The organism is Cupriavidus oxalaticus (genome assembly GCF_016894385.1).
Lineage (GTDB): Bacteria > Pseudomonadota > Gammaproteobacteria > Burkholderiales > Burkholderiaceae > Cupriavidus > Cupriavidus oxalaticus.
On the sequence record NZ_CP069811.1, the window covers coordinates 2,550,744 to 2,567,411 of the forward strand.

Genomic DNA, 16,668 nt, shown 5'->3' on the forward strand with positions numbered 1-16,668 from the left:
ACCGACGCAGCAATGCCGCTCCCCGTAAAGCCAGGCGTCACCACTGACCCCACAGGACGATCATGCACAGCCTCCACAAGATCACCCTTCTCGCCACAGTCTTCGTCGTGGCGATCTCACTGGTCGAAGCCTTCTTCCTGGCGCGCAGGGCCCGCCAGCAAGGCAAGGCCTACCCCTGGCACGAAATGGGACTGTCGCTGGCCGACATGGCCGGGCGCAAGCTGATGGCACTGCTGCCGCTGTCACTGGCCACGCCGATCTTCGCGCTCGCCTGGCAACACCGGATCTTCACCGTCGAGATCAACAGCGCGCTGGCCGTGCTGCTGCTCTTCCTCGGGCAAGAGTTCTGCTACTACTGGTACCACCGCGCCTCGCACCGCATCCGCTTCTTCTGGGCCACGCACGCGGTCCACCACTCGCCCAATGAACTGACGCTGGGTACGGCCTATCGCCTCGGCTGGACCGGCAAGATCCTTGGCGCGTCGATGTTCTTTGCCCCGCTGGTCTGGCTTGGGGTTCGTCCGGAGGTCGTGCTGTCCACGCTGAGCCTGAACCTGCTGTACCAGTTCTGGCTGCATACCACCTGGATCCCCAAGCTGGGCTGGTTCGAAAAAGTGTTCAACACCCCGTCGGCGCACCGCGTGCACCATGCCTCGAATGTGGATTACCTGGATGCCAACTACGGCGGCGTGCTGATCATCTTCGACCGCCTGTTCGGCACCTACGTGGAAGAGCGTGAGGACGAGCCCTGCCGCTACGGCCTGGTCCACCCGACCACCACGCACAACCCGTTCGTCAACCAGTTCGAACACTGGATCGGCCTGGGCAAGGACATGATCAACGCTGGCGGCCTGCTGAATGCGATCGGCTACCTGCTGATGCCTCCGGGCTGGGCACCGGACGGGAAGGGTCAGACGACGGAGGTCCTGCGGCAGCAGCAAGCCATGGAGCGTGCGGTGGCGGTGAGCGCGAGGTAACAGGCAGGGTAGGCGGAAAAGAAGCGGGCAGCGCAGGCTGTCCGTTTTTTTTTTATTACACTGAGCCTTCGACCCGCATTTCGACGCGCGCATTTCGACGCGCGCATTTCGACACATTACCCGCTTCCGGAGAAACACCCATGAAGGCCTGGATTGCAAAGGCAGTTGGAGCGCTTGGCTGCGCCATGGCCTTGCTTGCAAGTCCGGCGAGCGGCGCCGAGCCGGCCACGCTGGTCATTTCGGCTGGCACGCAGCAACGCAGCTGGACGGTCGATGCGCTGCTAAAGGACCGCCGGCTGACCGACGTGACGGTCGACGATGACAACCTGAAACGCCGCCTGACGTTCAAGGCGATCCCCATGGCCTCCCTGTTGCGCGGCATGCCTGTGGAGGCCAGCGCGACTGCCACGACCGCGGCCAGCGATGGCTATGTCTCCCACCTGCCCATCCGGATGTTGCTGGCCGATAGCGCCGACGCGCCGCGGGCCTGGCTGGCCGTAGAAAATCCTGCGAGGCCGTGGCCGAAACTCAAGGGCCAGGGCATCGGCCCGTTTCGCCTGATCTGGACGCTGCCGTCGGGGCGCGCCGCATCCGTGGTCAATGAAAGCCATTGGACCTACAGCATCGCGCGCATCGATCTCACCGCGTCGCCCGCGGAGCGCTTTGCGGCCATCCGGCCTGCCTCCGACCAGCCGGCCGACGGTGCGGTCATGCGCGGGTTCGCGGCCTTCCAGCGTGTCTGCTTTTCATGCCATTCGCTGAACAAGGTCGGCGATGCCCACCTCGGCCCGGATCTCAATGTGCCGCACAGCGTGGTGGAGTACATGGGCGACGACAAGCTGACCAAACTGATCCGCGACCCGCAGTCACTACGCTGGTGGCCCGGCGCGCGCATGCCGGCCATCGACGAAAGGACGCTATCGGATGCCGACCTGAAGGACCTGCTGGCGTACCTGCATCATATGGCCGGGCGCAAGGGCTCCTGAGGCCCAAGGTTGCGTCAGGTCTTCTCCGGCATGGCCGACGAATGATGGCTTGTGATCAGCCATTGCGAACCAGTCCAGCGATAGGTGTAGGTATAGCGAGCCTTCACCACGGCCCCCGTTCGTGCGAAGGTGAAGGTATAGATGCCGGCATCCACCGCATAATTGCAGCCCAGCTCGATGCTGCGAAAGTCGATCTTGCCGGCGGGACGGCTTTGCAGGAATTCCTTGAAATAGTCGAGCTTATCGGCGGGGGTCAGGCGCGGCTTGTTGGATACCGTCGGAAGCAGGATCGACCGTTCCGCATAATTGGCCACCACCTTGTTGGGATCGCCGGTCTGCAGTGACTGGTTCCATCGATCAAACAACGCGGCGATTTCCTGCTCTGAGGCCTGCTTGCAGGATTCGGTGCGGGACGCCTGTGGACTGGCTGGCGCTCCCTGGTTCATGGCGCATCCGGCAAGTACGAAGGCCAGGCAAGCAATGCAGGTCAGCTTCATGGCTAGCTCCCTGGATTTATGGTTAGAGCCAGAATGCACGCAATGCAGTATGGACTATCCCACCGGGGTTAGCCATGTCTGCATCGTGCCGGCGCAGTGGGGATAAAAGCGGGGATAAAAGCGGGGATAACAGCGGGGATAAAAGCGGCGACCAGCCACCACAGTCGTTCCCGCGAAGGCGGGAACCCAGTGACTTCAAAAGACGCTGGATTCCCGCCTTCGCGGGAATGACGGTGGGGCTTGATACCTTAACTGAACGGCATTAGCGACAAGCCACCCATTTAAGCGTCGCCTTAATACAGGCGACCGGTGCTAGGCCTGCCCTGCCCCTGTCCGAAGGTCCGTCATGATCTGCTCGGCAAGGAAATCGCAAGGCGGCCGCTTGGACTTCGCGCTTCGGGCAAGGATCAGCTCGAGCGGCGGCAGGTCGGGCAGCCCATGGGCCTGGCCAAGCACGGTCAGTTGGGGCGGGATCGCGCACCGGGCCAGCGCCGCGACGGCCAGGCCAGCCTCGACCATGCTGAGCAAACCCAGCAGGCTCGGGCTCTCGTACGAAGTTCGATGCGCAATCCGTGCGCGATCCAGGCTGCGGATCGCATTCTCGCGCGCCACGCTGCCCGGCATGAACACGGCGATGGGCAACGGCCTGTCCTCCCAGACTTGCGGCCCGTTCGTCATGGCGGCCCATGCCATCGGCTCGTAGCGGATGAAGTCGCCCGACAAGCCCTTCACGCGCGTGCCGCAGACCAGGTCGACGGTGCCGTCCTTGACCAGTGGCGCCAACGCGCTGCTGGGCAGGCCGACTACCTGGATCTGCACTTTCGGGTACGTCGTCGAGAACTTCTTCAACACCGATGGCAGCAGCGATGATGCGTAGTCGTCGGGCACCCCGATCGCTACCTTGCCGGTCACCTCCGGCCGTACCACGGCGGCCCAGGCTTCGTCGTGCAGGGCCAGCATCCGCCGGGCGAAGCCCAGCAGCACTTCACCCTCGTGCGTCAGCACAATGCTGCGCGGACGCCGCACGAACAGGGGCCGCCCCAGCGCTTCCTCAAGTGCCTTGATTTGCATGCTGACAGCGGATTGGGAGCGGTTCACCGCCTCGGCGGCCCGCGTCATGTTGCCGGTCTCGGCGACGGCGACTACCGTAGCCAGGACATCGTGGTCGAGCATCTTCATGGCTATCAGGAAAACTGAATGCACCAATCAACATTATGCGTTTTTCTTCTTGAAAGCGGCGTGCGATATTCGGCAACAGCAAACAAACAACGTGGACCGCAACCTTGCACCACGTCTTGACCACGGATTTCAGCCATCCGCCCTCCGAGCATGGACAACCAAGCCACTTCGCTACTTGTCGACCACCCGCTGCGCGCCTCCCTGGTCGCTGAATTGCACGCCCGCCCGTTTCTTCGGCTCAGCCGCAGCGTGTCACTGACCCACTACGCGATCTATTCGGATGAGGATCCTGCGATCCACGAACATCTCGTCCGCACCTTGTGCGAACAGACCGGCATGGCGCTGCCCACGGACGGGGTCACGCACCACGCCGTACAGTCGCCCTTCGGCTGGCATTTGAAGTGGGAGCGGCACACCGAGTTCTCCACCTTCACCTTCGTCAGTCCGCGCGACGACACCGATTACTTCAACGACCTCGCCATCGATCGTGTTCCGGCAGATTGGCTGAGCCTGCTGGCGGGCAAGCGCTTTCATGCGGTCCGGATGGAATTGCTCCGCGGAAATGCCGCAGCCGCCGCGAGCGCTGACTTGCGCCACTGGCTCGACGGGCCGGTTCTCGTCGGCAGCGATGTCCTGGGCGGCGGCAAGGTCTACTGCGACTGGAATGTGCGGGCCGACGGCTATATGCGCATCCTCGCGATCGACGAGGACTTCCGCGAGGAACAGGGCGGCAGGCTGCTGCAGCGGCTCTACGAGATCGAGACGTATCGCATGATGGCGTTGCTGGCGCTGCCGGTCGCACGCAGCCTGGGCCGCGAGCTCGACGACATTCACGGCTCGCTCCAGGAGCTGATGCGGGCCATGGACGCCCGTCGCGCCGGCGAGGACGATGCGGAACTGCTGGACAGGCTCACCGAACTGGCCGTGCGCGTGGAATCGCTGTCGGGGCACAGCGGACGCTTCAGCGCGTCGCGCGCCTATGAGCGGATCGTGCTGGCGCGCATCCACGAGCTGCGGGAACAGCGAATCGAAGGCATGCCCACGATCTCGGAGTTCATGGAGCGACGTTTCGGCCCCGCCATGGAGACGTGCCGCAGCGTCTGGTCACGCCACGAACAGATCGCGGCACGGGTCGCGCGTGCTGTCGACCTGCTCCGCACCCGCGTCAACCTGACCCAGGAGCGCGATGTCACCCGGCTGCTGGCCGGACTGGAGCGTACCGCGCGCAACCAGCTGCATCTGCAGCATGCGGTCGAGGGGCTGTCTGTCGCCGCGATCTCGTACTACGTGCTGTCCATCGCGGCAGCGGGGTTGAAGGCGCTGCATGTCGTGAAGCTGCCCGTCGATCCCGAACTGGCCGAAGGCCTGCTGATCCTGCCCGTGGTGCTGATCGTGTTCGGCATCATCAAACGCAGCCGGACCCAGAAATCCCACGATGGCGTTGCCCAGGCAAGCCGCGCCTGAAACGTAGTCGACCCGAAGCGCTTATTACCGAGAAATGCATATGAACGCCACCACGAGCATTGACCCGTCCCCCGTATCGTTGTCCGGGGCTACCCGGCAAGCGCCGCAGATCAGGCCGCATCGGGTGAGTCAGCAGAAAACGCCCACGGAAGTGCTGACGGACAACTCGAACGACCGGCCAGACGTCGCGACGATCGCGATTCTTGGCTACAACTGACGCAAAAAAACGCCCGCCCGGAAACCGGGCGGGCAAGTACTGCCTCTCCTTACCTCTTACTGCTTCAATACTGCCGCGTAGCCGCGCGCGTCAGCGCGCAGCCGCCTTCAGCCTCACCGCCGCCGCGTCCGCCGCGGCCGGGGTACGGTTAGCCAGCCCCAGCACCACCTGCCAGGCAAACGACACCGCACCGACGATAAACACCACGTCGCCGAACGTGCGCACCCAGCGCAGCGTCTGCAGGATCGGCTGCTGCATGAACTCCTCGCTGCGCGAGTACCACGTGCCATGCTCGACGCTGGCCAGGAACTGGATGATGCCGATGGGCAGCAGGCTGGTGCCGATCATCAGCACCAGGCCGGCGTTCAGGCCCCAGAAAGCCGTCTTCATCAGCGCCGGGCTGAGCCGGTAGGCCGGCCGCACATAGCGCAGCACCAGCAGCGTGAAGCCAAGCGCCAGGAAGCCGTAGACCCCGAACAGCGCCGCATGCGCATGGACCGGCGTGGTGTTCTGGCCCTGGATGTAGTACAGCGCGATCGGCGGGTTGATCATGAAGCCGAATACACCGGCGCCCAGCATGTTCCAGAACGCCACCGCGACAAAGCACATCAGCGGCCACTTCAGGTCTGCCATCCACGGCGCGCGCTGCTTCAGGCGCCAGTTCTCCCAGGCCTCATGGCCCAGCACGATCAGCGGCACCACTTCCAGCGCGCTGAACGCGGCGCCGACCGCCATCACCGGCGTGGTGGTGCCGGAAAAATACAGGTGGTGGAAGGTGCCCGGGATGCCGCCGAGCATGAACAGCGACGCCGAGGCCAGGCTGGCCGCGGTCGCCATCGGGCGCGACACCAGTCCCAGCGTGGCGAAGATAAAGGCCAGCGCGGTGGTGGCGAAGACCTCGAAGAAGCCTTCCACCCACAGGTGCACCACCCACCAGCGCCAGTACTCCATCACCGTCAGGCTGGTGCGCTCGCCGTAGGCCAGGCCCGCGCCATAGAACAGGCCGATCGCCACCACCGACGAGGTCAGCAGTGCCAGCAGGTTGCGGTCAGTGCCGCGCGCGCGCAGCGCCGGCAGGATGCCGCGCATCATCAGCCCGAGCCAGATCAGGATGCCGGCGAACTTGCCGATCTGCCACAGCCGGCCCAGGTCGACGTATTCATAGCCCTGGTGGCCCAGCCAGAAGTTCAGGTGCGGCGGCAGCTTCTGCGCGATCGCCAGGTAGTTGCCGGCAAACGAGCCCACCACCACGACCACCAGCGCCCAGAACAGGACATCGACGCCGAGCCGCTGGAACTTCGGGTCCTTGCCGCCGTTGATCAGCGGCGCCAGGAACAGGCCCGCGGCCAGGAAGCCGGTGGCGATCCAGAACAGCGCGCTCTGGATATGCCAGGTGCGCACCAGTGCGTACGGGAACCACTGCGAGACGTCGATGCCGTAGAACTTCTGCCCCTCGACGGTGTAGTGCGCGGTAAAGCCGCCCAGGAACACCTGGAACACGAACAGCGCCACCACCAGGAACAGGTACTTGCCGAGCGCGCGCTGCGACGGGGTCAGCGCCACCGACAGCAGCGGGTCGCGTGCGGGCGCCTGCGGCGGCGCTTCTTCCTTGCCGCGCAGGAAGGCCCACGCCCACACCAGGAAGCCCACGCCGGCCAGCAGCACCACCACACTGATCACCGACCACACCACGTTTTCGCTGGTCGGCTGGTTGCCGATCAGCGGCTCGTGCGGCCAGTTGTTGGTGTAGGTGGCTTCATGCCCGGGGCGCGCGGTCGAGGCGACCCATGCGGTCCAGAAGAAGAACTGCGTCAGCTGCTGGCGCCGCTCGGCGCTGGGCAGCGTGTTCTCCTTCATGGCGAAGTGATCGCGCGTGGTGTGCAGTGCCGGCGCGTCGGAGAAGAGCTGGTCGTAGTAGACCGCGGTGTTGGCGATGGCCTGTGCGCGGCGCTTCGACACGGTCAGCACGTTGGTGGCCGGATCGGTGGCATTGCCGCGGTACTCCGTGCGCAACTGCTCGCGCAGCGCGGCCTGTTCGGGCGCGGCCAGTTTGTCGTACGGACGGCCGTACGTGTCCTGCGCCGCCAGCTCGAGCCACGCGGTCAGTTCGCGGTGCAGCCAGTCGGCGGTCCAGTCCGGCGCCTGGTAGGCGCCATGGCCCCAGATCGAGCCGAGCTGCATGCCGCCCACCGACTGCCAGGCGGTCTGGCCGTCCAGGATCTCTTCGCCGGTGAACAGCGTGCGGCCCTCGGCCGTGACCACCTTGTCCGGTATTGGCGGAGCCTGCCGGTACACCTCGACGCCGTAGTAGCCGAGCAGGGAGAAAGTGACCGCCAGCACGGCGATCAGCAAGAACCAGAGTCTGCGGTAGGAACCCATGATGTGAATTCGTTGGGGTTGTGATGGGTGGTGCGCGGTTCAGGCGTGGCCCGTGCAGCCGCAACCGGTGGCGGGCACGGTGGCGGCCACCGTGTCGGTCACGGCGGCGTTCTCGAACAGCACGTTGTTTTCCAGGTGGATGTGCTCCATCAGGTCTTCGCGCAGCGCGCGCAGGCCCAGGTAAAGCGCGCGCCAGGTATTGCAGGCCGCGCGCGGCAGCGTGATGTCGTTGGTCAGGTCGGCGATCCGCTGCAGCGCCACGCCGTGGTCGTCGTGCTCCATGCGCAACACCGCGATGGGGCGGCCGGCGGCGGCCTGCAGGCCGCGCGTCAGCATCGGGAACAGCACCTGCTCTTCTTTCTGCATATGGGTTTCCAGCTCGCCGAGCATGCCGGTCAGGTGGTCGGCCAGGCCGACCGGGCATTCGGGCCGGTCGCCGTGGACCTGCTCGACCCGGCTTGCGAGCCGGATCAGTTCGGGCAGCTGCTCGCGGTGGCGGGCGTGGAAGCGCGTCAGGATATGGTCGATCAGCGCGGCCGGCGTCGCGGCGTTCCAGTCCTGTCCGGCAGGTGCGGCGTCGTCGTGCAGGGCATGCAGCCGCGCTTCGATGCTGTCGATGGCAGCGGCATCGAGGCCCTTTTCGAGCGCGGCATCGCGCAGGGTCTGCTTGCCTCCGCAGCAGAAGTCGAGCGCGTAGTCATGGAAGATGCGCGTCGCGCCGGGAATGCGGCGGGCCAGTTGGCCGAGCGATTGGTCCTGGTAGGTCATGAGGTGCTCCTGTGTGGGAAGTTGCGTCCGCATGACATAACGCGAGGAGCGTGCCTGAAAAAAACCATTCCATATCAACGAGTTGCTGTACGGACGGTTTTAAATACCCTACACTTCCCGTGGTACTAATTACCGCAGCAGGTATTTTTCACCATGACCGATTCCGCGATCGTTCCCGAGTTGCTGGCCGACCTGGTGGCCGACCTGCCCCATGCCGTGCGCCTGCAGCGCCTGGTCAGCGGGCTGCGGGCGCATTTCCGCTGCGGCGCCGTGGCGCTGCTGCGGCTGGAAGAAGACCACCTGCGCCCGCTGGCGGTGGACGGCCTGGTCGGCGACGCGCTGGGCCGGCGCTTTGCCGTCGGCCTGCATCCGCGCCTGGCGGCAATCCTGGCGCGGCGCGGCGTGACCTGCTTCCACCACGAAAGCGTGCTGCCCGACCCGTACGACGGCCTGATCGACGAGCACGTGGGCGAGCCGCTGCCGGTGCATGACTGCATGGGCACCAGCCTGGAGGTCGAAGGACAGCCATGGGGCGTGCTGACCCTCGATGCGCTCACCGTGGGCACCTTCGACGCCGCCGCGCAGGCCGAGCTGCAGCGGCTCACCGTGGTGGTCGAGGCGGCGATCCGCACCACCCGGCTCGAGGCCGAGATCCTGGCGCTGCAGGTGGCACGGGGCAAGCCCGTTGCCGACGAAGGCACGGCCGGCGCCGGCGACATCACCGGCGAAATCGTCGGCCAGAGCACGGCCATCGCCAACCTGCTGCACGAGCTGGAAGTCGTTGCCGATACCGAGCTGCCGGTGCTGCTGCTGGGCGAGACCGGGGTCGGCAAGGAGCTGTTCGCGCACCGGCTGCACCGCCAGTCGCGCCGGCGCGCGCAGCCGCTGGTGCACGTCAACTGCGCGGCGCTGCCCGAGTCCCTGGCCGAGAGCGAGTTGTTCGGCCACGCCCGCGGCGCCTTCTCCGGCGCCACCGGCGAACGCCCGGGGCGCTTCGAGGCCGCCGACGGCGGCACGCTGTTCCTCGATGAAGTCGGCGAGCTGCCGCTGTCGATCCAGGCCAAGCTGCTGCGCACGCTGCAGAACGGCGAGATCCAGCGGCTGGGCTCGGACCGGCCGCGCCGCGTCAACGTGCGCGTGATCGCCGCCACCAACCGCAACCTGCGCGAACATGTGCGCGATGGCTCGTTCCGCGCCGACCTGTACCACCGCCTGTCGGTCTACCCGATCCCGATCCCGCCACTGCGCGAGCGCGGCAACGATGTGCTGCTGCTGGCCGGGCGCTTCCTGGAACTGAACCGCGCCCGCCTGGGCCTGCGCAGCCTGCGCCTGTCGCCGGCGGCACAGGATGCGCTGCGGCGCTACCGTTGGCCCGGCAACGTGCGCGAGCTCGAGCACGTGCTCAGCCGCGCCGCGCTGCGCGCGGTCAGCCGCGGCGCCGGCCGCAACGACATCGTCACGCTGGAGACCGAGCTGCTCGACCTGGACGGACTCGATGCGGCACCGCCAGCGCTGGCTGAGGCCGCGCGCGCCGCGCTGCCCGCGATCGTCCCCGGCACGAGCCTGCGCGAGGCCGTCGACCAGACCCAGCGCACCTGCATCGAACAGGCGCTGCACGCCCATGGCGGCAACTGGGCGCAGGCGGCGCGGCAGCTCGGCGTGGACGCCAGCAACCTGCACAAGCTGGCCAGGCGCCTGGGCTGCAAATGAAGGGCGCCGGCGGTAATGCTGTTCAGCTGACCACAGTCGTTCCCGCCTTCGCGGGAAATGACGGTGGGGCTTGATACCTTAACTGAACGGCATCAGGGCGCCGGCGGCATCCGCGATGGCAAAGGCCGCGTCCTCTGGCTAAGCTAGTCAGACGTCGTTTGCAGTGCAACATGCATGTGTTGTCCCCAGCACCCTGCGGCCGGCGCAACCTGTGGACCCTAACCGGAGATGCCCATGATGATGACCGCAACGCCAACCTTCTGGCCATTCCCTGCCGTCTTCACGGCAGGCTTTGCCAGCCTGCAACAGTTCCAGTCCATGCAGGCAGACCTGGCCGACACGTGGCGCCGCATGGCCGAGCTGAACCTGGAATTTGCCCGCAGCATGGCGGACGAAATACGCTTCGACACCGTGGGCCTGCTGGCGGAACAGGATCCCGAGAGCCTGTACGCGCGCGAGATCGCCAGCGAGTTGCCGCTGCTGGGCGGGCCGCTGCACTATGCGTCGGCCATGCTGGAACTGCTGGCGCGCGCCCAGCAGAAATGGATCGATGGCTGGGGCCACCTGTTCATGCAGGGACCGCTGACGGACTGGACCGCGGGGGCGAAGGCCGTCACCGACATTCCCGCCTGGCTGGTCCGCGAGACACCGCGTCCGCGCGCGAACTGACCCGCGAAATTACCCGCGAACTCACCCGCCCCAGGCGCCGTGGCGTTGCGTGCCGGCACGCCGCGGCCAATTTTTCCTGCGTGCTTGCCATGACAGCCCGCGCGCCCCGGTATCATGCAGATCATGACATCCCGATCCGCCATCCCCGCCGTCCCGGCTGGCGGATCTCCACACAGGACTGGTTCAGGACGCGCCCCGGTTCATGCCCTCATATCCACTGGTCCTGCTGCTCACCGTTGCCGTCGTCTGCTGCATCGGCATGGCCATTGCCACCTGGCCCCGGCGCGACGACCCCACCGTCCAGGCGTTCCTGGTGCTGGCCTTCGGCGCGGTGGTCTGGAGCGGCGGGCGCCTGCTTGAGATCAGCTCGGCCGACCTGCCCGGGCGCATCCTGTGGGCCAAGATCCAGTACATCGGCATCGTCGCGGTGCCGATCGGCTGGCTGGTGGCGATGGTGCACCTGAGCCGCCCCCGCTACGTGGTGCCATGGTCGCGGCTGTGGCTGCCGGTGCTGGCGGCGGTGGTGACGGTGGTGCTGGTCTTCACCAACGAGCGCCACCACCTGGTCTGGACACGCATCACGCTGATGCCGCCCGGGGTCGCGCCCGGCGCGGTGTTCGAGCATGGCGCGGGCTACGTCGTGGTGGCCTTCTGGTCTTACTCGCTGCTGGCGCTGAGCTGGTATTTCCTGATGACGGCCGAAGTGCCCAACGACGCCCTGTCGCGCCGCGGCCGCGTCATCCTGGCCGGCGGCCTGGCGCTGCCGCTGATTGCCCATGTCGCTTACCTGAACCGCTGGACCGGCCCGCTGGGCGGCGACCTGACCCCGGCGACGTTTTCGCTGATGGCGGTACTGGTGTGGTTTTGCGCGCTGCGCACGCATCTCGACGATATCGGCCACTACGCCCGGCTGCGCGTGTTCGACGCGCTGCGCGAGGGCTGCGTGATCGTCGACGCCAAGGGCGCGGTCGTGGAATTCAACCCCGCTGCGGCCCGGTTGTGGCCGGCGCTGCACCGCGGCAGCCCGGTGCCGGCGGGATGGGGGACGGCGCTGGAATCGGCGCTGGAATCGGCGCAGAAACCCGCGCAGGCTGCGCCCGGCCTTGCGCCCGCCACGCCGTTCGTGCCGCCGGGCGCCCCGTTCGAGCTGGCGGTCGAAAGCGTCGCGCGCCTGGACGGCAGGCAGATCGGCAGCCTGGTGTTCATGCACGACATCAGCCGCTTCCAGTCGCGCGAGCTGGCCTTGGCCGCGCGCCTTGGCCAGACCGAGGAGCAGCTGTGGCAAGTGCAGGCCGACCTCGACGTCGACGCGCTCACCGGCATCTTCAACCGGCGCTACTTCCAGCGCGAGTCGCTCGCCGCCGTGACCCGCGCGCATGAGCGCGGCCAGCCCGTGGGGCTGCTGATCCTGGATGTCGACCTGTTCAAGCAGTACAACGACCTGCACGGCCACCTGGCAGGCGACGACTGCCTGCGCCAGATCGCCTGCACGCTGGCCGGCACGGTAGCGGGCGAGCAGTTCTGCGCGCGGCTGGGCGGCGAGGAATTCGCGGCGGTGCTGCCCGGCGCCTCGCGCGAAGAGACCCGCGAGGTGGCGCGCCGCATGGTCGCCGCGGTGCGCGAGCTTGACATCGCGCACCGCGGCACCCCGGTGCAGCCGGTGGTGACCATCAGCGTCGGCGCTGTCTGCGCCGTGCCCGAGTCGCCCCGGCTGGAGCCGCTGCTGCATCGCGCCGACAGCGCGATGTACCGCGCCAAGCGCGCAGGCCGCAACCGGTACATGCTGGATGGCGAAGCGGCCTGAACGGCAGTGGCCAGGCCATGGCGCCGGCTAACCCGCGCGTACCGTCAGCGCGCCCTGCAGCGCCACCAGCCGCGCCGCCGCCTGGCTGACCCACGCCGGCCGCGGCGCCGCATCCAGCCAGTACTTGACCTCCAGCCCGAGCGCGGTGTCGCCGCTGATCACCAGCTTGCGCTGGAAAAACAGCGTGTCGGTGTCGGCCTCGCCGCCAAGCAGCCGCAGGTAGTCCACCGCGGCGGCGCGCAGCGTCAGCGCAGGTTCGCCGCTGCCGGCGCCCGCGGTACGGAAGCGCCCGCCTTCGCAGCGGAACGGCACTTCCAGCCCCAGGTCCTGTACCGTCAGCAGGAACACATGGCCTTCCAGCGCGGCCGGCGGCTCCAGCCAGCCGGCGCGGCGCGCCAGCTCCAGCGCCGCCACCAGCGGCAGCGCGCGCCCCCGCGCCGGCATGCGCCGGTGCACGCCGGCCATCAGCTTGTGCAATGGGGTTGTGTTCGCCTTCATGCCCGTGCCTCCCACGCAATGCCGGCGCCGCCATGCCAGTAGCCGTTGCAGGGCTGCGCCCCCGCCGGCGTGATGCCGCTCGGCGCCGGCGCGCACTCGCCCGCGCGGATCGCCGCCAGTTGTTGCACCACCTCCAGCGTGCCGGTCGAGTGCGGGCTGACGCGCAGCATGTCCACGCCCATCGCGGCCATGGCCAGCGCCTCGCCGCACAGGTCCAGGCAGGTCGCGCTCTGCGTCTGCACGCCGTTGAGCGTGAAGAACGCCTGGCCTTCGCCGGTGGCGGCGACCAGGCCGTCGGGGTAGTCCATGCAGCGGAACTCGCAGCTGTCCTTGCGCAGCCGATGGTGGCGCGCGGTGAAGCAGCGCGCCGAGAACGCCAGCGGCATGCGGCCCCAGGCAAAGGCTTCGACGCCAACGCCGCCCGGCCTCGCCGCGGCCAGCGCGGCCAGCGTGCGGCCGTCCATTTCCACCGGCACGACGCAGCCGGCCGCGCCCAGCCCCGCCAGCCAGGCCAGCGTGTCGGCGTGGTAGACGTTCAGGTGCGGGCCGGCGATGAAAGGCCGCCCGCCCATGCAGCGCACCGCGCCGAGGTCGTTGGCCTCGACCAGGTAACCGTGCTGCTCGCAGGCGCGGCGCATCCAGGCAATGTCGGTATCGTTCTCCACCAGCACCGGCGTGGACAGCACCACCTCCTTGCCGGCATCGCGCAGCATCTGCGCGATCTCCAGCCATTGCGCGTGGCGCAGTTCGTGGCGCCGCGTGCAGACGGTCTCGCCGAGGTAGACGCGGTCGACCGGGGCATCGGCGGCCGCGGCGTAGAACTGCAGCACGCGCTCGCGCGGCCAGTAGTACAGCAGCGGGCCGAGGGCGATGCCGAATGGCGGTGCAGTATGTTGTGAGACAGCTCGAGGCGCGGTCGCCGTGGCGGTATCGGGCATGGCAGGTTCCATCGTGGCTGGGGTGGCGGCGGGATCGACGGGGCGATCTAGGCTGGTCGCATCCATCCGCATCACCGCCATGGCCGGTCGTAGGCGCCCTGCGTCACCTGGTCGCCCTCGGCATGTCGGCCCAGCGTGGCCTGCCACTCCTGGCGCGGCGCAAAGCGGGCGGGATCGCCGCAGGCGTCGTCGATGGCGGCGCGCAGCACGCCCACCACATCGGCGACATAGCGCGGGCTGCGCTGCCTCCCCTCGATCTTGATCGCGGCGATGCCCATGCCGACCAGCGCGGGCAGCAGCGACAGCGCGTTGAGGCTGGTGGGTTCCTCGAGCACGTAGCCGCGCTCGCCCTCCACTTCAAAGCGGCCCTTGCACAGCGTCGGATACCCGGCCGGCTCGCCCGGCGCGTAGCTGTCGATCAGGATGCCGGACAGGCGCGCCTGCATGGTGCCGTCCTGCTCGGTCCAGCGCACGGCGTGCGCGGGCGAGCAGACCCCCTTGTTATTGGGCGAATCGCCGGTCGCGTACGACGACAGCAGGCAGCGCCCCTCGGCCATCACGCACAGGCTGCCGAAGCCGAACACTTCCAGTTCGACGCTGGTCTGCCGCGCGAGCTTGCCGATCTGCGCCAGCGACAGCACGCGCGGCAGCACCACGCGGCGGATATTGAAGCGCTCGCGCATCAGCTCGATGGCATCGGCATGCGTGGCCGAGCCCTGCACCGACAGGTGCAGCCGCAGCCCGGGATGGCGCTCGCAGGCGTAGCCCATCAGCCCGGCGTCGGCCATGATGACCGCGTCGGCGCCCAGTTCCGCGGCGGCGTCGACGGCGCGGTGCCACTGCGCCACCGCGCCCATCTGCGCGAAGGTGTTGATCGCGAACAGCACTTCCGCGCCGCGGGCGTGGGCTTCGGCGACGCCGGTGCGGATGTCGGCCTCGGTGAAGTTCAGGCCGCCGAAATTGCGGGCATTGGTGGCATCGCGCAGGCCGAGGTAGACCGCGTCGGCGCCGTGCTGCAGCGCCATGCGCAGCGCCGCCAGCGAGCCGGCGGGCGCGACCAGCTGGGGCCGGCGCGGCGCGCAGGCAGGCGCAACGGTGGCCGCGTCCGGACCAGTACAGGCAGTTGTCATGGTGTGGGGAACAAGGGGAAACAGGACAAGGACAGCGGCCGATGCTAGCCACGCGCTGGCGAAAGGGGCTTGATCGCGCGCAAACCGGCACCAACGGCACCTGGCTGGCGCCGGCGTATGCCGGTCGGCATAGGCCGATGGCAGGCAGCGCCCGTGGGCTTGACCTGCGGCAAACGCAGGGTCTTTCCGCTGTGCCACGCTTCGCCAGTCACCCCCCGCGCCAGGCCGGCTGCCGGCCACACGCGATTCACCTTCCGGAGATTCCTTTTATGAACGAACACTGGCTGAAGCTGGCCGGCCGCCGCCTGTTGCCCATCGTGCAGGGCGGCATGGGCATCGGCATCTCGGCGCACCGGCTTGCCGGCGCAGTGGCACGCGAGAACGGCGTGGGCACCATCGCCAGCATCGACCTGCGCCACCACCACCCGGACCTGATGGCGCGCACCCGCGGCGGACGCGACAAAGCGGCCATCGAAGCCGCCAACCTGGAGGCGCTCGACCGCGAGATCCGCGCCGCGCGCACATTGTCGGAAGGCCGCGGGCTGATCGCGGTCAACGTGATGAAGGCAGTCGGCTCGCATGCCTCGCTGGTGCGCCAGGCGTGCGAAAGCGGCGCCGATGCCATCGTGATGGGCGCCGGGCTGCCGCTGGACCTGCCCGAGCTGGCCGCCGGCCACCCCAAGGTGGCGCTGATCCCGATCCTGTCCGAGTCGCGCGGCATCGGCCTGGTGCTGCGCCGCTGGATGAAGAAGGGCCGGCTGCCCGATGCCATCGTGGTCGAGCACCCGGCCCATGCCGGCGGCCACCTTGGCGCCGCCACGATCCAGGACCTGTCCGAGCCGCGCTTCTCGTTCTCGCGCGTGCTGGCCGAATGCCGCGAGCTGTTCCAGTCGCTGGGGCTGGCATGGGACAGCATCCCGCTGATCCTGGCCGGCGGCATCGACAGCCATGCCAAGGTGCGCCACTGGCTCAACGAGGGCGCCGCGGCGGTGCAGCTCGGCACCGCCTTTGCCGTCACCGAGGAATGCGATGCGCATCCGGCCTTCAAGCAGGTGCTGGCCACGGCGCGGCCCGAGACGCTGCGCGAGTTCACCAGCGTGGCCGGCCTGCCGGCGCGCGCGGTGCTGACGCCATGGCTGTCGCGCTACCTGTCGAGCGAGGCCAGGCTGCAGCGCCGCGCCAAGGTACGCGAGTGCCTGGAAGGGTTCGATTGCCTGCAGTCGTGCGGCCTGCGCGACGGCATTGGGCGCATCGGCCAGTTCTGCATCGACCTCAAGCTGGCGCAGGCGGTGCGTGGCGACGTGGAACGCGGGCTGTTCTTCCGCGGCAAGGGCGCGCTGCCGTTCGGCGAGGCGATCCGCCCGGTGGCGGAGCTGATCCACTACCTGATGACAGGGGAAAAGCCAGCGGCACTGGCCCCTGCCAGGGTGGCCGCTACGGCCTGAGCCTGCG

General features: G+C 68.0%; 16 protein-coding genes. 8 read left to right on the forward strand and 8 right to left on the reverse strand.

Annotated features, from left to right (window positions below):
• The first annotated feature begins 62 nt into the window (after positions 1–62).
• Together JTE92_RS11125 and JTE92_RS11130 are read left to right on the forward strand one after the other, a co-directional pair.
• Positions 63–977: a sterol desaturase family protein gene (locus tag JTE92_RS11125; RefSeq protein ID WP_063237430.1), complete on the forward strand. Its 915-nt coding sequence runs from the start codon at positions 63–65 to the stop codon at positions 975–977.
• A 140-nt stretch (positions 978–1,117) separates the two neighbouring features.
• Positions 1,118–1,963: a cytochrome c gene (locus JTE92_RS11130; protein ID WP_063237431.1), complete on the forward strand. Its 846-nt coding sequence runs from the start codon at positions 1,118–1,120 to the stop codon at positions 1,961–1,963.
• Between the two features lie 14 nt (positions 1,964–1,977).
• On the opposite strand, the gene JTE92_RS11135 is transcribed toward JTE92_RS11130, so the two are convergent.
• From JTE92_RS11135 to JTE92_RS30620, 3 genes are all read right to left on the reverse strand, one after another.
• Positions 1,978–2,460, reverse strand: a complete 483-nt coding sequence (locus JTE92_RS11135; RefSeq protein WP_063237432.1) for an SgcJ/EcaC family oxidoreductase — start codon at positions 2,458–2,460, stop codon at positions 1,978–1,980.
• Positions 2,461–2,772: 312 nt separating this feature from the next.
• Positions 2,773–3,639: a LysR family transcriptional regulator gene (locus tag JTE92_RS11140; protein ID WP_063237433.1), complete on the reverse strand. Its 867-nt coding sequence runs from the start codon at positions 3,637–3,639 to the stop codon at positions 2,773–2,775.
• A 5-nt stretch (positions 3,640–3,644) separates the two neighbouring features.
• Positions 3,645–3,776, reverse strand: a complete 132-nt coding sequence (locus JTE92_RS30620) for a hypothetical protein (RefSeq protein WP_255286395.1) — start codon at positions 3,774–3,776, stop codon at positions 3,645–3,647.
• A 13-nt stretch (positions 3,777–3,789) separates the two neighbouring features.
• Between JTE92_RS30620 and JTE92_RS11145 the strand changes: the two genes are divergently transcribed.
• Both JTE92_RS11145 and JTE92_RS11150 read left to right on the forward strand, forming a co-directional pair.
• A complete protein-coding gene (locus tag JTE92_RS11145) occupies positions 3,790–5,103 on the forward strand; it encodes a DUF3422 family protein (RefSeq protein WP_063237434.1) in 1,314 nt (437 codons plus the stop codon).
• 40 nt (positions 5,104–5,143) lie between these two features.
• The gene (locus JTE92_RS11150; RefSeq protein WP_157096908.1) at positions 5,144–5,320 is read left to right on the forward strand and encodes a hypothetical protein; all 177 of its coding nucleotides are present in this window, start codon (positions 5,144–5,146) and stop codon (positions 5,318–5,320) included.
• A gap of 90 nt (positions 5,321–5,410) precedes the next feature.
• Here the strand turns inward: JTE92_RS11150 and JTE92_RS11155 are convergent, their stop codons facing one another.
• Together JTE92_RS11155 and ytfE are read right to left on the reverse strand one after the other, a co-directional pair.
• On the reverse strand, positions 5,411–7,699 hold the full coding sequence (locus JTE92_RS11155) for a nitric-oxide reductase large subunit (RefSeq protein WP_063237436.1): 2,289 nt from the start codon (positions 7,697–7,699) through the stop codon (positions 5,411–5,413).
• Between the two features lie 39 nt (positions 7,700–7,738).
• A complete protein-coding gene (gene ytfE, locus JTE92_RS11160) occupies positions 7,739–8,467 on the reverse strand; it encodes an iron-sulfur cluster repair protein YtfE (protein ID WP_063237437.1) in 729 nt (242 codons plus the stop codon).
• 153 nt (positions 8,468–8,620) lie between these two features.
• Between ytfE and norR the strand changes: the two genes are divergently transcribed.
• The 3 genes from norR (at position 8,621) to JTE92_RS11175 (ending at position 12,650) form a co-directional block, all read left to right on the forward strand.
• Positions 8,621–10,177: a nitric oxide reductase transcriptional regulator NorR gene (gene norR, locus JTE92_RS11165; protein ID WP_063237438.1), complete on the forward strand. Its 1,557-nt coding sequence runs from the start codon at positions 8,621–8,623 to the stop codon at positions 10,175–10,177.
• Positions 10,178–10,411: 234 nt separating this feature from the next.
• Positions 10,412–10,846, forward strand: a complete 435-nt coding sequence (locus JTE92_RS11170; protein ID WP_232353407.1) for a phasin family protein — start codon at positions 10,412–10,414, stop codon at positions 10,844–10,846.
• Positions 10,847–11,048: 202 nt separating this feature from the next.
• Entirely contained in the window at positions 11,049–12,650 is a 1,602-nt protein-coding gene (locus tag JTE92_RS11175; RefSeq protein ID WP_063237439.1) for a histidine kinase N-terminal 7TM domain-containing protein, read from the forward strand.
• Between the two features lie 27 nt (positions 12,651–12,677).
• Here the strand turns inward: JTE92_RS11175 and ubiT are convergent, their stop codons facing one another.
• The 3 genes from ubiT to ubiU all read right to left on the reverse strand — a co-directional run bounded on the left by ubiT (position 12,678) and on the right by ubiU (position 15,216).
• The gene (ubiT, locus tag JTE92_RS11180) at positions 12,678–13,148 is read right to left on the reverse strand and encodes a ubiquinone anaerobic biosynthesis accessory factor UbiT (protein ID WP_063237440.1); all 471 of its coding nucleotides are present in this window, start codon (positions 13,146–13,148) and stop codon (positions 12,678–12,680) included.
• Complete coding sequence (locus JTE92_RS11185; protein ID WP_063237441.1) at positions 13,145–14,086, reverse strand: U32 family peptidase; 942 nt, start codon at positions 14,084–14,086, stop codon at positions 13,145–13,147. Before JTE92_RS11185 ends, ubiT begins: the two co-directional genes overlap by 4 nt.
• A gap of 71 nt (positions 14,087–14,157) precedes the next feature.
• A complete protein-coding gene (gene ubiU / locus JTE92_RS11190; RefSeq protein ID WP_029045314.1) occupies positions 14,158–15,216 on the reverse strand; it encodes a ubiquinone anaerobic biosynthesis protein UbiU in 1,059 nt (352 codons plus the stop codon).
• 269 nt (positions 15,217–15,485) lie between these two features.
• Between ubiU and JTE92_RS11195 the strand changes: the two genes are divergently transcribed.
• The gene (locus JTE92_RS11195; protein ID WP_063237442.1) at positions 15,486–16,661 is read left to right on the forward strand and encodes an NAD(P)H-dependent flavin oxidoreductase; all 1,176 of its coding nucleotides are present in this window, start codon (positions 15,486–15,488) and stop codon (positions 16,659–16,661) included.
• Positions 16,662–16,668 lie beyond the last annotated feature (7 nt).

Bases quoted from the DNA above. Each gene is read 5' to 3' on its own strand.
- JTE92_RS11125 (WP_063237430.1), top strand. From the start codon at position 63: ATGCACAGCCTCCACAAGATCACCCTTCTCGCCACAGTCTTCGTCGTG.
- JTE92_RS11130 (WP_063237431.1), top strand. From the start codon at position 1,118: ATGAAGGCCTGGATTGCAAAGGCAGTTGGAGCGCTTGGCTGCGCCATG.
- JTE92_RS11135 (WP_063237432.1), bottom strand. From the start codon at position 2,460: ATGAAGCTGACCTGCATTGCTTGCCTGGCCTTCGTACTTGCCGGATGC.
- JTE92_RS11140 (WP_063237433.1), bottom strand. From the start codon at position 3,639: ATGAAGATGCTCGACCACGATGTCCTGGCTACGGTAGTCGCCGTCGCC.
- JTE92_RS30620 (WP_255286395.1), bottom strand. From the start codon at position 3,776: ATGGCTGAAATCCGTGGTCAAGACGTGGTGCAAGGTTGCGGTCCACGT.
- JTE92_RS11145 (WP_063237434.1), top strand. From the start codon at position 3,790: ATGGACAACCAAGCCACTTCGCTACTTGTCGACCACCCGCTGCGCGCC.
- JTE92_RS11150 (WP_157096908.1), top strand. From the start codon at position 5,144: ATGAACGCCACCACGAGCATTGACCCGTCCCCCGTATCGTTGTCCGGG.
- JTE92_RS11155 (WP_063237436.1), bottom strand. From the start codon at position 7,699: ATGGGTTCCTACCGCAGACTCTGGTTCTTGCTGATCGCCGTGCTGGCG.
- ytfE (WP_063237437.1), bottom strand. From the start codon at position 8,467: ATGACCTACCAGGACCAATCGCTCGGCCAACTGGCCCGCCGCATTCCC.
- norR (WP_063237438.1), top strand. From the start codon at position 8,621: ATGACCGATTCCGCGATCGTTCCCGAGTTGCTGGCCGACCTGGTGGCC.
- JTE92_RS11170 (WP_232353407.1), top strand. From the start codon at position 10,412: ATGATGATGACCGCAACGCCAACCTTCTGGCCATTCCCTGCCGTCTTC.
- JTE92_RS11175 (WP_063237439.1), top strand. From the start codon at position 11,049: ATGCCCTCATATCCACTGGTCCTGCTGCTCACCGTTGCCGTCGTCTGC.
- ubiT (WP_063237440.1), bottom strand. From the start codon at position 13,148: ATGAAGGCGAACACAACCCCATTGCACAAGCTGATGGCCGGCGTGCAC.
- JTE92_RS11185 (WP_063237441.1), bottom strand. From the start codon at position 14,086: ATGCCCGATACCGCCACGGCGACCGCGCCTCGAGCTGTCTCACAACAT.
- ubiU (WP_029045314.1), bottom strand. From the start codon at position 15,216: ATGACAACTGCCTGTACTGGTCCGGACGCGGCCACCGTTGCGCCTGCC.
- JTE92_RS11195 (WP_063237442.1), top strand. From the start codon at position 15,486: ATGAACGAACACTGGCTGAAGCTGGCCGGCCGCCGCCTGTTGCCCATC.